The sequence below is a fragment of the Chryseobacterium hilariae genome (assembly GCF_051400735.1).
Classification (GTDB): Bacteria; Bacteroidota; Bacteroidia; order Flavobacteriales; family Weeksellaceae; genus Chryseobacterium.
Genome location: NZ_JBLFFJ010000002.1, coordinates 189731 through 201810, shown reverse-complemented (window position 1 = coordinate 201810; position 12080 = coordinate 189731). Strand labels below are relative to the sequence as shown.

The following is a 12080-nucleotide window of genomic DNA, read 5'->3' as shown; positions in this document are numbered from 1 at the left end:
CATGTCACTTATTATTAAACCAGTTATCTCAGAAAAGGCTAATTACCTTACAGATTTAAGAGGTTCTTATTCTTTCTTAGTAGATCCTAAGGCTAATAAGATCCAGATAAAAAAAGCTGTTGAAGCAGCGTACGGTGTAAAAGTAGCAGACGTTAACACAATGATTTATGCTCCGAAGGTTTCTTCAAAATACACTAAAAAAGGTCTTCAAGTAGGAAAGACAAACAAATTGAAAAAGGCGGTAATCAAGCTTGTTGAAGGTGAAGTTATCGATATTTTTGCTGTAAATTAATTATTAATTATAAATAATAGTAATGTCTGTTAGAAAATTAAAACCTATCACCCCAGGACAGAGATTCAGAATTGTAAACAATTTTGAGGAAATTACTACCAACAAACCAGAGAAATCTCTAACAGTTGGTATTAGTAAGTCAGGTGGACGTAACCAAACTGGTAAAATGACCATGCGTTACACCGGAGGTGGACACAAAAAGAAATACAGAATTATCGACTTCAAAAGAAACAAGCATGATGTTGAAGCAACGGTAAAAACTGTAGAATATGATCCAAACAGAACTGCATTTATCGCTTTATTAGAGTACGCAGATGGAGAGAAGAGATATATCATCGCTCCAAACGGTATCAAAGTAGATCAGAAAGTAGTTTCAGGAGAAAGCGTTGAACCAAACGTAGGTAACGCAATGAAATTGAAAAACATTCCATTGGGTACTGTAATTTCTTGTGTTGAAATGAAGCCTGGACAAGGTGCTATTTTAGCAAGAAGTGCTGGTTCTTCAGCTCAATTAACTTCAAGAGACGGAAAATATGCAATCATCAAATTGCCTTCAGGAGAATCTAGAATGATCCTTACTGAATGTTATGCAATGATTGGATCTGTTTCTAACTCTGATCATCAGTTAACTGTTTCAGGTAAGGCTGGTAGAAGCAGATGGTTAGGTAGAAGACCTAGAACTAGACCGGTAGTAATGAACCCTGTAGATCACCCAATGGGAGGTGGTGAAGGACGTTCTTCTGGAGGTCACCCAAGATCTAGAAACGGTATGCCGGCTAAAGGTTATAAAACCAGAAAGAAAAACAAAGCGTCTAACCGTCATATCATATCTAAAAGAAAATAATTATGGCAAGATCACTTAAAAAAGGACCATTCATTCATCATACTTTAGATAAGAAGGTTCAGACAAACATAGAGTCTGGTAAGAAGACAGTTATTAAAACTTGGTCTAGAGCATCGATGATCTCTCCGGACTTCGTAGGACAAACTATTGCAGTACACAACGGGAAATCTTTTATCCCTGTTTATGTTACAGAAAACATGGTAGGTCACAAGTTAGGCGAATTTTCTCCAACAAGATCTTTCAGAGGTCATGGTGGTAACAAAAATAAAGGAAGCAGATAATCATGGGATCAAGAAAACAAGATAGTTCAATCGCAAGAAAAGAAGCTAACAAAGACGTTGTAAAAGCTTCATTAAATGACTGCCCATCATCTCCAAGAAAAATGAGATTAGTTGCTGATATCATTAGAGGAGAGCAGGTAGATAAAGCTCTTTATATCCTAAAATATTCTAAAAAAGAAGCCTCTAACAAATTAGAGAAATTACTTCTTTCTGCTATGGCAAACTGGCAGACTAAAAATGAAGGTGCTGATATTGAAGAAGCAAACCTTATCATTAAAGAAATCTTCGTGGATAGTGCAAGACAATTGAAGAGACTAAGACCAGCTCCGCAAGGTAGAGGGTATAGAATCAGAAAAAGATCTAACCACGTTACATTAATCTTAGGTAATAAAGAAAATTAATCAAGGTATGGGACAGAAGACAAATCCAATTGGTAACAGATTAGGTATCATCAGAGGATGGGATTCTAACTGGTTTGGCGGAAACGATTATGGAGACAGAATCGCGGAAGACTACAAAATCAGAAGATACCTTGAGGCTAGATTATCTAAAGGTGGTATTTCAAAAATTTATATTGAAAGAACACTAAAATTAGTAACAGTGACGATCACTACTGCTAGACCGGGACTTATCATCGGTAAAGGAGGTCAGGAAGTTGATAAATTAAAAGAAGAATTGAAGAAACTTACAGGTAAGGATATTCAAATCAACATTTTCGAAATCAAAAGACCTGAACTTGACGCAGTATTAGTGGCTGACAGCATCTCTAAGCAGATTGAAAACAGAATTTCTTACAGAAGAGCTGTTAAAATGGCAATGGCTAGTACAATGAGAATGGGTGCTGAAGGGATCAAAGTTCAAATCTCTGGTAGATTGAACGGTGCTGAAATGGCAAGAAGCGAATCTTTCAAAGAAGGAAGAATTCCTTTGTCTACTTTCAGAGCTGATATCGATTATCACTGGGCTGAAGCTCACACTACTTACGGTAGATTAGGAGTGAAAGTTTGGATCATGAAAGGGGAAGTTTACGGTAAAAGAGAACTTGCTCCATTAGTGGGACAACAGAAAAAAGGAGGTCCTTCAGGAGGCGGAAACAGAGGAGACAGAGACAACAGAAGACCTAGAAAAAATAACAATAATAACAATAATAATTAAAAATTTTAGGTTAGAAATTTTGAATTTTAAATTACCGTTACTTTTTTAAAATATAAAAAATCTAAAATCTAAAATCTAAAATCTAAAATTTAGAAATTATGTTACAACCAAAAAGAACCAAATTCCGTAGAGTTCACAAGATGAAGATGAAGGGGATTGCTCAAAGAGGTAATCAACTGGCTTACGGAACTTTTGGAATCAAAGCTATAGAAGGTGCTTGGATCACTGCAAGACAAATCGAAGCTGCTCGTATCGCTGCGACAAGATATATGAAGAGAGAAGGTCAGCTATGGATCAAAATCTTCCCGGATAAGCCTATTACTAAAAAACCAGCCGAAGTACGTATGGGTAAAGGTAAAGGTGCTGTGGAATATTGGGTAGCTGTAGTAAAACCAGGTAAAATTATGTTCGAAATCGGAGGAGTATCTTACGAAATCGCTAAGGAAGCTTTAAGACTTGCTGCACAGAAATTACCGGTAGTTACTAAATTCGTAGTTGCTAACGATTTTGTTAAACCTCTATAATCTTTGATACAATGAAACAAGCTGATATTAAAAATTTAAGCGCGGGTGATATTCAAGCAAAACTTGCTGAATTGAAAACTCAATATTCAAAACTGAAATTGGCTCACAAGATCAGTCCAATTGAAAACCCGATTCAAATCAGAGATTTGAGAAGATCGATCGCTAGACTAAACACTGAGTTAACCACTAAACAACAATAAGATTTTCATACATTATGGAAAGAAACTTAAGAAAAGAAAGAATCGGAATAGTTTCCAGCAATAAAATGGAAAAGACCATTGTTGTAAGTGAGACTACGAGAGTGAAACACCCGATGTACGGTAAATTCGTTTTGAAAACGAAAAAATATACTGCACACGACGAAAACAACGAATGCACAGAAGGTGATACAGTTCTTATCCAGGAAACTAGACCTTTGAGCAAGAGCAAGAGATGGAGATTAGTAAGAATCATTGAAAAAGCTAAGTAATAATGTTACAAACAGAATCAAGATTAAAAGTTGCTGATAACACAGGTGCAAAAGAAGTACTAGTTATCAGAGTTCTGGGAGGAACCAGAAGAAGATATGCTTCAGTTGGTGATAAAATCGTTGTTACTATCAAGGATTCTACACCATCAGGAAACGCTAAAAAAGGTCAGGTATCTAAAGCTGTAGTAGTAAGAACTAAAAAAGCAGTTAGAAGAAAAGATGGTTCATACATCAAATTCGAAGACAATGCTTGTGTATTACTAAACGCAGCAGGAGAAATGAGAGGAACACGTGTTTTCGGACCGGTTGCTCGTGAGTTGAGAGACAAAGAATATATGAAAATCATTTCATTAGCTCCTGAAGTACTTTAATTTTTAAAATTTTTAAAAGAAAATGTCAAAGTTAAAAATAAAAAGAGGAGATAACGTCATCATTACTACTGGTAAGAAAGATATCAAAGGTAAGACTGGTGAAGTTATTGAAGTGATCAAAAAAGAAGGAAAAGACCCAAGAGTAATCGTTGCAGGACTTAACATCGTTAAAAAACACGTTAAGCCTTCAGCTTCTAACCCTCAAGGTGGAATTACTGAAAAGGAAGCTTCTATCCATATCTCAAACGTAGCTCTAGTTGGTAAAGACGGAAAAGCTATCAAAATCGGTTATAAAATCGACGGAGATAAGAAAGTAAGAATCGATAGAAAAACGGGTGAAACTTTATAATTTGAATTAACACATGGAATTTATAGCAAGACCCAAAAATATATACAGAGAGAAAATTGTTCCTGCAATGATGGAAGAATTTGGGTACAAATCTGTAATGCAGGTACCTAAATTGGAAAAAATCATCCTATCTCAAGGATTAGGTGATGCCACTGCAGACAAGAAAATCATTGATTATGCTGTAGAAGAATTAACAATGATTACTGGCCAGAAAGCAGTAGGTACTATCTCTAAGAAAGACGAAGCGGCTTTCAAATTGAGAAAAGGTATGCCTGTAGGTGCTAAAGTAACATTGAGAGCTCATAAAATGTATGAATTCTTAGACAGACTTACTTCTTCTGCTTTACCACGTATCAGAGATTTCTCTGGTATCAAAGCAGACGGGTTCGATGGTAGAGGTAACTACAACTTAGGTATTACTGAGCAGATTATCTTCCCTGAAATCGTAATTGACAAAGTGAAAAAAATCCAAGGGATGGACATCACTTTCGTAACAACTGCGAAAACAGATAAAGAAGCGAAAGCTTTATTAACTCACTTCGGTTTACCATTTAAAAAGAACTAAGAAATGGCTAAAGAATCAATGAAAGCGCGTGAGCGCAAAAGAGAAGCACTAGTTGCTAAATACGCTGACAAAAGAAAAGCTTTAAAAGAAGCTGGTGATTATGAAGGACTTCAGAAATTACCTAAGAATGCTTCTCCTGTAAGATTACACAACAGATGTAAACTAACAGGTAGACCTAGAGGATACATGAGAACGTTTGGTATTTCCAGAGTAACTTTCAGAGAAATGGCAAACAACGGTCTTATCCCGGGAGTAAGAAAAGCCAGTTGGTAATAATTACTAATTAATCGGGACAATTAAGTTGTCTGGATACTAAAGAATAAAAATATCAGACCCAAGATTTTCTGAAGTCTGATATTTTAATCTTCAAGTCCTTTCAATACTGATTGTCTTTAACCAATAATTTAAAATAGAAAAATGGTAACAGATCCAATTTCAGATTTCCTAACAAGAGTAAGGAACGCACAAAGCGCAGGCCACAAAGTGGTGGAAATTCCTGCATCGAAAATCAAAAAGGAGATTACTAAGATCCTATTTGACCAAGGGTATATCTTAAACTATAAGTTTGAGGATAACGCTGTTCAAGGAGTGATCAAAATCGCTTTAAAGTATGACAAGCAAACTAACAAACCGGCTATCAAATCTATTCAAAGAGCTTCTAGACCAGGTTTAAGACAGTACAAAGGTTCTACTGAACTTCCAAGAGTACTGAACGGTTTGGGTATAGCTGTTATCTCTACTTCTAAAGGAGTAATGACTGACAAGAAGGCTAGAGAAGAGAAAGTAGGCGGTGAAGTAATCTGCTATGTTTATTAATTTTTAATCAGAGGAAAATGTCAAGAATTGGTAAAGCAATTATAACAATTCCAGCTGGAGTTACTGTCACTGAAAATAACGGTGTTGTAACAGTTAAAGGTCCTAAAGGAGAACTTTCTCAGGAGCTTACAGCAGGAATTACTTTAGAACAGAAAGATGGTGAACTTAACGTTAACAGACCATCTGAGTCTAAACAACACAAAGCACTTCACGGTCTATACAGAGCGTTGATCAACAACATGATTGTTGGTGTTGAAAAAGGTTTCGAAAAGAAACTAGAACTAGTAGGGGTAGGATACAGAGCTTCACACACAGGTCAAAAACTTGAGTTAGCTTTAGGATTCTCTCACGGTATCGTATTAGAACTTCCAAGTGAAGTAAAAGTAGATACATTGACTGAAAAAGGTAAAAACCCAATTATTACTTTAACGTCTCATGACAACCAACTTCTAGGAATGGTAGCTGCAAAGATCCGTTCTTTCAGAAAACCTGAACCTTACAAAGGAAAAGGTGTAAGATTCCTTGGAGAAATTGTTAGACGTAAAGCTGGTAAATCTGCTTAATAAATTATAAGTATTATGGCATTAAGTAAATTAGAAAAAAGAATAAGAATCAAAAGAAGAGTAAGAGGAAAAATCTCTGGATCTTCTGAATTGCCAAGATTATCTGTATATAAAAGTAATAAGGAAATTTACGCTCAGTTAATCGATGATAAAAATGGTACAACTTTAGTTTCCGCTTCTTCAAGAGAGAAAGGTGTTGACGCTAATGGTACTAAGACTGAAGTTTCTGCTGCTGTTGGTAAAGCTATCGCTGCCAAAGCTATTGCTGCAGGAATCGAAAGTATTGTATTTGACAGAAACGGTTTCGTTTACCACGGAAGAGTGAAAGCTCTTGCTGATGGAGCGAGAGAAGGAGGACTTAAATTCTAATCATAAAATTTCGGAAAATATGTTAGGACTAGATAATATAGAAAGAGTAAAACCGGGAGGATTAGAATTAAAAGATCGTCTCGTAGCTGTTAACAGAGTAACAAAAGTAACCAAAGGAGGTAGAGCTTTCGGATTTTCTGCTATCGTTGTAGTAGGTAATGAAGACGGAGTAATCGGTCACGGTCTTGGTAAATCTAAAGAAGTAGCTTCTGCAATTGCTAAAGCTGTTGAAGATGCTAAGAAAAACCTTGTGAAAGTTCCTGTAATGAACCACACAATTCCTCACCAGACTACTGCCAGATACGGTGGTGCAGATATCTTCTTGAGACCTGCTTCTCACGGTACAGGACTTATCGCCGGTGGTGCGGTAAGAGCAGTACTTGAGTCTGCTGGTATTCACGATATCCTTTCAAAATCTAAAGGATCTTCTAACCCTCACAACGTGGTGAAAGCTACTTTCAAAGCGTTATTGGATATCAGAAGACCTGAAGAGATCGCTAGAATGAGAGGAGTTTCTCTAACTAAAGTGTTTAACGGTTAATATTAGAACAATGGCAACAATCAAAGTAAAGCAAGTAAGAAGCGCTATTGGAAGAACAAAAACCCAAAAGAGAACGCTTGAAGCATTAGGATTTAAGAAACTTCACCAAGTTGTAGAACACGAAGCTACTCCTTCTATCTTAGGAATGATAGCTGCAGTTAGTCATTTACTTGAAGTTCAAAAATAATTTTTAACAAAAGAAATTAAAATGAATTTAAATAACATAAAACCTGCTGCAGGATCTACTTTCAATTCAAAAAGAATTGGTAGAGGTCAGGGTACAGGAAAAGGAGGTACTGCTACGAAAGGTCATAAAGGTCAGAAAGCGAGAGCCGGTTATTCCCAGAAAATCGGTTTCGAAGGTGGACAGATGCCTTTACAAAGGAGATTACCTAAATTCGGTTTCAAAAACGTAAACAGAAAAGAGTTTAGAGGAGTAAACCTTGATACTATCCAAATTTTAATCGAGAACAAATCCATCACTGGAGATATCACGAAAGAAGTTTTAGTAGAAAACGGTTTAGTTTCTAAAAACGAATTAGTGAAAATTATGGGTAGAGGAGAATTGAAATCTGCGGTTTCAATCTCTGCTGACAAGTTCACTAAATCTGCTGAAGAGCTTATTGCTAAAGCAGGTGGAAAAGCAATTACCTTATAATACTTACTAATGAAAGAATTTATACAAACCCTTAAAAATATTTGGAGCCTAAAGGAATTAAGAGATAAAATTCTCTTTACGTTAGGTATTATCCTTGTGTATAGATTCGCATCTTTTATCTCCCTTCCCGCAATTAACCTTGCAGAAGTGGGAGATCTCTTAGAGCATTATAAAGATCAAGGCGGTAACAAGCAAGGAGCAGGTCTCCTTGGCTTGCTTTCGTCGTTTACGGGGGGAGCTTTCAGCCACGCTTCCGTAATGGCGTTGGGAATCATGCCTTATATTTCTGCTTCTATTATTGTTCAGTTGATGGGGATGGCTATTCCTTATCTTCAGAAACTTCAGAAGGATGGAGAGTCTGGTAGAAATACATTGAATCAAATTACTAGATGGTTAACTATTGGAGTTTGTCTTGTACAGGCCCCTTCTTATTTAACATCTATTACTCAATTATTCTTACCGTATGCTCAGTTCCAGTCTGCATATTATGTAGAGCCGAATTCCATCATGTTCTGGTTACCAAGTATTGTAATCTTGGTTGCCGGTTCAGTGTTCGCAATGTGGTTAGGTGAGAAAATCACCGACAAAGGTATCGGAAACGGTATTTCCATCCTTATTATGGTGGGGATCCTTTCAAGACTACCTGAAGCATTCGTACAGGAAATGGCAGTGCAGAACGGAAAAGGAGGAATGGGATCTATCATGATCCTTATAGAAGTAATATTCTGGATGCTGGTAGTTCTTTTAGCAGTAGTATTATCTGTTGCTGTCAGAAAAATTCCAATTCAGTATGTAAGCAGAGCTCAAGCAAGAGGAGGTGTAAACAGAAATCTTATGCAGGGAGCAAGACAGTGGATCCCATTGAAAGTAAATGCTGCTGGTGTAATGCCGATTATCTTTGCTCAGGCATTGATGTTCGTACCAGGATTATTAACGAAATTCGATGAGTCCAATACTTTTCTTGCAGGTTTCAAGAATGTTTTTAGCTGGCAGTACAACGTATTGTTCGCGCTATTAATTATTATCTTCTCATTCTTCTATACTGCAATTACGATTCCGGTAAACCAAATGGCTGATGATTTGAAGAGAAATGGAGGTTTAGTACCGAAAGTAAGACCCGGTAAAGAAACAGCTGATTATTTAGATGATATTTTATCAAAAATTACCTTGCCAGGTGCAATATTTTTGTCTATCTTTGCAGTCCTTCCAGCAATAGTGCATGGAAGCTTTGTTCAGACAGATGCGTTCGCCCTATTTTTCGGGGGAACATCACTATTGATTATGGTTGGAGTTATTTTAGATACCGTTCAACAGATTAATACATATCTGCTGAACCATCATTATGATGGCTTAATGCAGTCTAAATTATCAAGAACGACTGGATATTAATTTATGGCGAAACAAAAACATATTGAACAAGACGGCGTTATCACGGAAGCACTTTCGAACGCCCAGTTCCGTGTAGAGCTGGAGAATGGGCATATACTTATCGCTCATATTTCCGGTAAAATGAGAATGCATTATATTAAACTTTTACCTGGAGACAAGGTAAAACTAGAAATGTCTCCCTATGATTTATCGAAGGGGAGAATCACATTTAGATATTAAGACAAACGCCAAATGGAATGTATGTTCCATTTGGCTCTTGTTGAAAAATAAAATACTATCAAAATGAAATCGTAAGATTCCATTGGTAAGTAAAAAAAATAAATATTTCAAATGAAAGTTAGAGCATCAATTAAAAAAAGAAGTGCTGATTGCAAGATTGTACGCAGAAAAGGTGTACTATTCGTAATCAACAAGAAGAACCCAAAATTTAAACAAAGACAAGGCTAACATTAAATTATGGCGAGAATTGCAGGTATTGATTTACCAAAAAACAAAAGAGGTGTTATCGGTTTAACTTACATCTACGGAGTTGGAAGAAGTACTTCTTCCGAAATCCTTAAAGCTGCCGGTATCAGCGAAGACAAGAAAGTCAACGAATGGAATGACGATGAATTGGCTGCAATCAGAACATATATCTCTGAAAACGTAAAAGTAGAAGGAGAATTAAGATCTGAAGTGCAATTGAACATCAAGAGATTGATGGACATAGGATGCCAACGAGGAATACGTCACAGACTAGGACTACCTTTAAGAGGCCAGAGAACGAAAAACAACTCTAGAACCCGTAAAGGAAAGAGAAAAACTGTTGCTAACAAGAAAAAGGCAAGTAAATAATCGTTAGGAATTATGGCAAAACAAACTAAAGTAGTTAAAAAAAGAAAAGTAAAAGTTGAAGCTATTGGTGAAGCGCACATTCAGGCTTCTTTCAATAACATCATCATTTCTTTAACAAATAAAAGCGGAGAAGTTATCTCTTGGGCGTCTGCCGGTAAAATGGGTTTCAGAGGTTCTAAAAAGAATACTCCATTTGCTGCTCAAATGGCAGCTGAAAATTGCTCTAATGTTGCTCACGAAGCTGGACTAAGAAGAGTAAAGGTGTATGTGAAAGGTCCTGGTGCAGGTAGAGAATCTGCAATCAGAACAATCCACAATTCAGGTATTGAAGTTAGCGAAATCATTGATGTGACTCCTATGCCGCACAATGGATGTAGACCACCTAAAAGAAGAAGAGTTTAATTTTTAGAATTTACCCATTATGGCAAGATATATTGGACCTAAAACTAAGATTGCTAGAAAGTTTGGTGCTGCAATCTACGGAGACGACAAAAACTTCGAAAGAAGAAAAAACCAACCGCCAGGACAACACGGTCCTAACAAAAGAAGAGGTGCTAAAAAATCAGAATATGCAGTTCAGCTAGCTGAAAAGCAAAAAGCTAAATATACTTACGGTATTTTAGAAAAGCAGTTTGCTAACTTATTTGAAAAAGCACACAGAAGTAAAGGTGTAACAGGTGAAGTTCTATTACAGCTTTGTGAATCAAGATTGGATAACGTAGTATTCAGATTAGGTTTTGCTAAAACAAGATCTGCTGCTAGACAGTTAACTTCTCACAGACACATCACTGTGAATGGGGAGATCCTTAACATTCCTTCTTATTTAGTAAAAGCAGGTGATGTGATCGCTGTAAGAGAGAAATCTAAATCTCTTGAGGTTGTTACTGATTCATTAGCTTCTAAAGCTAATTATGAGTGGTTACAATTCAACGATGAGAAGAAAGAAGGTACTTTCGTTTCTGCTCCTGAAAGAATCCAAATTCCGGAGGACATCAAGGAACAGCTTATCGTCGAACTTTACTCTAAATAATTTTTTAATCAAATTTTTGCTCAACCCAATAATATGGCAATTTTACAATTCATAAAACCCGATAAAGTAATTTTACTTAACTCTGATGAATTTAAAGGTCAATTCGAATTCAGACCATTAGAACCAGGTTTCGGGCTTACAATCGGTAATGCTTTGAGAAGAGTGTTGCTTTCTTCTCTGGAAGGATATGCTATTTCATCTATCAAAATAGAAGGTGTAGAGCACGAATTTTCAACTATTCCAGGAGTAATCGAAGACGTTACCGAAATTATTCTTAACCTTAAGCAGGTAAGATTAAAAGCTTCAGCAGAAGGCCAGGCCAACGAGCAGGTAATTGCTAAAGTTTCAGGTCAAACTGTTATTACTGCTGGTGATTTAGGGAAATCTATCAACGGATTTGAGGTGCTGAACCCAGATCTTTTGATCTGCAACCTAAACAGTGATGTAACTTTCGAAATTACTTTCAATATTGAAAAAGGAAGAGGGTATGTTCCTTCAGAACAGAATAAGTCAAACAATGCACCAGTAGGTACTATTGCGATTGACTCTATTTTCACGCCAATTAAGAAAGTACAATACAGCATTGAAAATTATCGTGTAGAGCAAAAAACAGACTACGAAAAACTTGTATTAGATATAGAAACTGATGGTTCCATCAGTCCTCAAAATGCTTTAACTGAAGCTTCTAAGATATTAATTTATCACTTCATGTTGTTCTCTGATGAGAGAATCACTCTTGAAACTGAAGCTGTAAAAGCATCTATCCAATATGACGAAGAAACACTTCATACAAGACAACTACTTAAGTCTAAATTAGCAGATATGGATCTTTCTGTAAGAGCCCTTAACTGTCTGAAAGCAGCTGAAGTAGAAACTCTTGGAGAATTGGTTTCTTACAGTAAGTCTGATTTGATGAAATTCAGAAATTTTGGTAAAAAATCTTTGACAGAACTAGAAGAATTAGTGCATTCAAAAGGTCTTAACTTCGGTTTCGACGTTGCAAAATATAAGTTAGACGCTGATAAATAAT

The 12080-nt window shown here is 36.4% G+C and carries 25 protein-coding genes; all 25 read left to right on the top strand.

What is annotated here, in order from left to right:
• Position 1 precedes the first annotated feature (1 nt).
• The 25 genes from rplW (at position 2) to ACMGDK_RS07645 (ending at position 12079) form a co-directional block, all read left to right on the top strand.
• Complete coding sequence (gene rplW / locus ACMGDK_RS07765; protein WP_034702844.1) at positions 2 to 292, top strand: 50S ribosomal protein L23; 291 nt, start codon at positions 2 to 4, stop codon at positions 290 to 292.
• Between the two features lie 22 nt (positions 293 to 314).
• The gene (rplB, locus tag ACMGDK_RS07760) at positions 315 to 1136 is read left to right on the top strand and encodes a 50S ribosomal protein L2 (RefSeq protein WP_111957083.1); all 822 of its coding nucleotides are present in this window, start codon (positions 315 to 317) and stop codon (positions 1134 to 1136) included.
• 2 nt (positions 1137 to 1138) lie between these two features.
• The gene (rpsS, locus tag ACMGDK_RS07755) at positions 1139 to 1417 is read left to right on the top strand and encodes a 30S ribosomal protein S19 (protein ID WP_034702850.1); all 279 of its coding nucleotides are present in this window, start codon (positions 1139 to 1141) and stop codon (positions 1415 to 1417) included.
• Positions 1418 to 1419: 2 nt separating this feature from the next.
• Positions 1420 to 1818 (top strand): 50S ribosomal protein L22, encoded by a 399-nt coding sequence (gene rplV, locus ACMGDK_RS07750; RefSeq protein WP_111957085.1) that lies wholly within the window; start codon positions 1420 to 1422, stop codon positions 1816 to 1818.
• Positions 1819 to 1825: 7 nt separating this feature from the next.
• A complete protein-coding gene (gene rpsC / locus ACMGDK_RS07745) occupies positions 1826 to 2572 on the top strand; it encodes a 30S ribosomal protein S3 (RefSeq protein ID WP_040993530.1) in 747 nt (248 codons plus the stop codon).
• Between the two features lie 98 nt (positions 2573 to 2670).
• Complete coding sequence (gene rplP, locus ACMGDK_RS07740) at positions 2671 to 3096, top strand: 50S ribosomal protein L16 (protein ID WP_034738777.1); 426 nt, start codon at positions 2671 to 2673, stop codon at positions 3094 to 3096.
• An 11-nt stretch (positions 3097 to 3107) separates the two neighbouring features.
• On the top strand, positions 3108 to 3296 hold the full coding sequence (rpmC, locus tag ACMGDK_RS07735; RefSeq protein ID WP_034725985.1) for a 50S ribosomal protein L29: 189 nt from the start codon (positions 3108 to 3110) through the stop codon (positions 3294 to 3296).
• An 11-nt stretch (positions 3297 to 3307) separates the two neighbouring features.
• Positions 3308 to 3565: a 30S ribosomal protein S17 gene (gene rpsQ / locus ACMGDK_RS07730; RefSeq protein ID WP_053073319.1), complete on the top strand. Its 258-nt coding sequence runs from the start codon at positions 3308 to 3310 to the stop codon at positions 3563 to 3565.
• Between the two features lie 2 nt (positions 3566 to 3567).
• Positions 3568 to 3936: a 50S ribosomal protein L14 gene (rplN, locus tag ACMGDK_RS07725; RefSeq protein ID WP_007839504.1), complete on the top strand. Its 369-nt coding sequence runs from the start codon at positions 3568 to 3570 to the stop codon at positions 3934 to 3936.
• Positions 3937 to 3958: 22 nt separating this feature from the next.
• Positions 3959 to 4285 (top strand): 50S ribosomal protein L24, encoded by a 327-nt coding sequence (rplX, locus tag ACMGDK_RS07720; protein WP_111957089.1) that lies wholly within the window; start codon positions 3959 to 3961, stop codon positions 4283 to 4285.
• 13 nt (positions 4286 to 4298) lie between these two features.
• A complete protein-coding gene (gene rplE / locus ACMGDK_RS07715; protein WP_111957091.1) occupies positions 4299 to 4850 on the top strand; it encodes a 50S ribosomal protein L5 in 552 nt (183 codons plus the stop codon).
• Between the two features lie 3 nt (positions 4851 to 4853).
• On the top strand, positions 4854 to 5123 hold the full coding sequence (rpsN, locus tag ACMGDK_RS07710) for a 30S ribosomal protein S14 (protein ID WP_047376574.1): 270 nt from the start codon (positions 4854 to 4856) through the stop codon (positions 5121 to 5123).
• A 144-nt stretch (positions 5124 to 5267) separates the two neighbouring features.
• Positions 5268 to 5666: a 30S ribosomal protein S8 gene (gene rpsH / locus ACMGDK_RS07705; RefSeq protein ID WP_111957093.1), complete on the top strand. Its 399-nt coding sequence runs from the start codon at positions 5268 to 5270 to the stop codon at positions 5664 to 5666.
• A gap of 17 nt (positions 5667 to 5683) precedes the next feature.
• Positions 5684 to 6229 (top strand): 50S ribosomal protein L6, encoded by a 546-nt coding sequence (gene rplF / locus ACMGDK_RS07700; protein ID WP_436807410.1) that lies wholly within the window; start codon positions 5684 to 5686, stop codon positions 6227 to 6229.
• Positions 6230 to 6244: 15 nt separating this feature from the next.
• On the top strand, positions 6245 to 6598 hold the full coding sequence (gene rplR / locus ACMGDK_RS07695) for a 50S ribosomal protein L18 (protein WP_034725976.1): 354 nt from the start codon (positions 6245 to 6247) through the stop codon (positions 6596 to 6598).
• Positions 6599 to 6617: 19 nt separating this feature from the next.
• Positions 6618 to 7139 (top strand): 30S ribosomal protein S5, encoded by a 522-nt coding sequence (gene rpsE, locus ACMGDK_RS07690; RefSeq protein ID WP_260540626.1) that lies wholly within the window; start codon positions 6618 to 6620, stop codon positions 7137 to 7139.
• Between the two features lie 10 nt (positions 7140 to 7149).
• On the top strand, positions 7150 to 7326 hold the full coding sequence (gene rpmD, locus ACMGDK_RS07685) for a 50S ribosomal protein L30 (RefSeq protein WP_007839493.1): 177 nt from the start codon (positions 7150 to 7152) through the stop codon (positions 7324 to 7326).
• A gap of 21 nt (positions 7327 to 7347) precedes the next feature.
• Complete coding sequence (gene rplO, locus ACMGDK_RS07680; protein ID WP_111957099.1) at positions 7348 to 7797, top strand: 50S ribosomal protein L15; 450 nt, start codon at positions 7348 to 7350, stop codon at positions 7795 to 7797.
• Positions 7798 to 7806: 9 nt separating this feature from the next.
• Positions 7807 to 9186: a preprotein translocase subunit SecY gene (gene secY, locus ACMGDK_RS07675; protein ID WP_436807409.1), complete on the top strand. Its 1380-nt coding sequence runs from the start codon at positions 7807 to 7809 to the stop codon at positions 9184 to 9186.
• A 3-nt stretch (positions 9187 to 9189) separates the two neighbouring features.
• A complete protein-coding gene (infA, locus tag ACMGDK_RS07670) occupies positions 9190 to 9405 on the top strand; it encodes a translation initiation factor IF-1 (protein WP_027381317.1) in 216 nt (71 codons plus the stop codon).
• A 111-nt stretch (positions 9406 to 9516) separates the two neighbouring features.
• Positions 9517 to 9633, top strand: coding sequence for a 50S ribosomal protein L36 (rpmJ, locus tag ACMGDK_RS07665; protein WP_007839480.1), 117 nt, complete (start codon positions 9517 to 9519; stop codon positions 9631 to 9633).
• A 9-nt stretch (positions 9634 to 9642) separates the two neighbouring features.
• Entirely contained in the window at positions 9643 to 10020 is a 378-nt protein-coding gene (gene rpsM, locus ACMGDK_RS07660) for a 30S ribosomal protein S13 (protein ID WP_002983260.1), read from the top strand.
• Positions 10021 to 10032: 12 nt separating this feature from the next.
• Positions 10033 to 10422, top strand: a complete 390-nt coding sequence (gene rpsK, locus ACMGDK_RS07655) for a 30S ribosomal protein S11 (protein WP_027387198.1) — start codon at positions 10033 to 10035, stop codon at positions 10420 to 10422.
• 19 nt (positions 10423 to 10441) lie between these two features.
• On the top strand, positions 10442 to 11050 hold the full coding sequence (gene rpsD / locus ACMGDK_RS07650; protein WP_034725972.1) for a 30S ribosomal protein S4: 609 nt from the start codon (positions 10442 to 10444) through the stop codon (positions 11048 to 11050).
• Between the two features lie 33 nt (positions 11051 to 11083).
• Positions 11084 to 12079, top strand: a complete 996-nt coding sequence (locus tag ACMGDK_RS07645; protein WP_034725969.1) for a DNA-directed RNA polymerase subunit alpha — start codon at positions 11084 to 11086, stop codon at positions 12077 to 12079.
• Position 12080 lies beyond the last annotated feature (1 nt).

Excerpts from the sequence above, each read along its gene's own strand:
- rplW (WP_034702844.1), top strand. The coding sequence starts at position 2 with ATGTCACTTATTATTAAACCAGTTATCTCAGAAAAGGCTAATTACCTT.
- rplB (WP_111957083.1), top strand. The coding sequence starts at position 315 with ATGTCTGTTAGAAAATTAAAACCTATCACCCCAGGACAGAGATTCAGA.
- rpsS (WP_034702850.1), top strand. The coding sequence starts at position 1,139 with ATGGCAAGATCACTTAAAAAAGGACCATTCATTCATCATACTTTAGAT.
- rplV (WP_111957085.1), top strand. The coding sequence starts at position 1,420 with ATGGGATCAAGAAAACAAGATAGTTCAATCGCAAGAAAAGAAGCTAAC.
- rpsC (WP_040993530.1), top strand. The coding sequence starts at position 1,826 with ATGGGACAGAAGACAAATCCAATTGGTAACAGATTAGGTATCATCAGA.
- rplP (WP_034738777.1), top strand. The coding sequence starts at position 2,671 with ATGTTACAACCAAAAAGAACCAAATTCCGTAGAGTTCACAAGATGAAG.
- rpmC (WP_034725985.1), top strand. The coding sequence starts at position 3,108 with ATGAAACAAGCTGATATTAAAAATTTAAGCGCGGGTGATATTCAAGCA.
- rplN (WP_007839504.1), top strand. The coding sequence starts at position 3,568 with ATGTTACAAACAGAATCAAGATTAAAAGTTGCTGATAACACAGGTGCA.
- rplX (WP_111957089.1), top strand. The coding sequence starts at position 3,959 with ATGTCAAAGTTAAAAATAAAAAGAGGAGATAACGTCATCATTACTACT.
- rplE (WP_111957091.1), top strand. The coding sequence starts at position 4,299 with ATGGAATTTATAGCAAGACCCAAAAATATATACAGAGAGAAAATTGTT.
- rpsN (WP_047376574.1), top strand. The coding sequence starts at position 4,854 with ATGGCTAAAGAATCAATGAAAGCGCGTGAGCGCAAAAGAGAAGCACTA.
- rpsH (WP_111957093.1), top strand. The coding sequence starts at position 5,268 with ATGGTAACAGATCCAATTTCAGATTTCCTAACAAGAGTAAGGAACGCA.
- rplF (WP_436807410.1), top strand. The coding sequence starts at position 5,684 with ATGTCAAGAATTGGTAAAGCAATTATAACAATTCCAGCTGGAGTTACT.
- rplR (WP_034725976.1), top strand. The coding sequence starts at position 6,245 with ATGGCATTAAGTAAATTAGAAAAAAGAATAAGAATCAAAAGAAGAGTA.
- rpsE (WP_260540626.1), top strand. The coding sequence starts at position 6,618 with ATGTTAGGACTAGATAATATAGAAAGAGTAAAACCGGGAGGATTAGAA.
- rpmD (WP_007839493.1), top strand. The coding sequence starts at position 7,150 with ATGGCAACAATCAAAGTAAAGCAAGTAAGAAGCGCTATTGGAAGAACA.
- rplO (WP_111957099.1), top strand. The coding sequence starts at position 7,348 with ATGAATTTAAATAACATAAAACCTGCTGCAGGATCTACTTTCAATTCA.
- secY (WP_436807409.1), top strand. The coding sequence starts at position 7,807 with ATGAAAGAATTTATACAAACCCTTAAAAATATTTGGAGCCTAAAGGAA.
- infA (WP_027381317.1), top strand. The coding sequence starts at position 9,190 with ATGGCGAAACAAAAACATATTGAACAAGACGGCGTTATCACGGAAGCA.
- rpmJ (WP_007839480.1), top strand. The coding sequence starts at position 9,517 with ATGAAAGTTAGAGCATCAATTAAAAAAAGAAGTGCTGATTGCAAGATT.
- rpsM (WP_002983260.1), top strand. The coding sequence starts at position 9,643 with ATGGCGAGAATTGCAGGTATTGATTTACCAAAAAACAAAAGAGGTGTT.
- rpsK (WP_027387198.1), top strand. The coding sequence starts at position 10,033 with ATGGCAAAACAAACTAAAGTAGTTAAAAAAAGAAAAGTAAAAGTTGAA.
- rpsD (WP_034725972.1), top strand. The coding sequence starts at position 10,442 with ATGGCAAGATATATTGGACCTAAAACTAAGATTGCTAGAAAGTTTGGT.
- ACMGDK_RS07645 (WP_034725969.1), top strand. The coding sequence starts at position 11,084 with ATGGCAATTTTACAATTCATAAAACCCGATAAAGTAATTTTACTTAAC.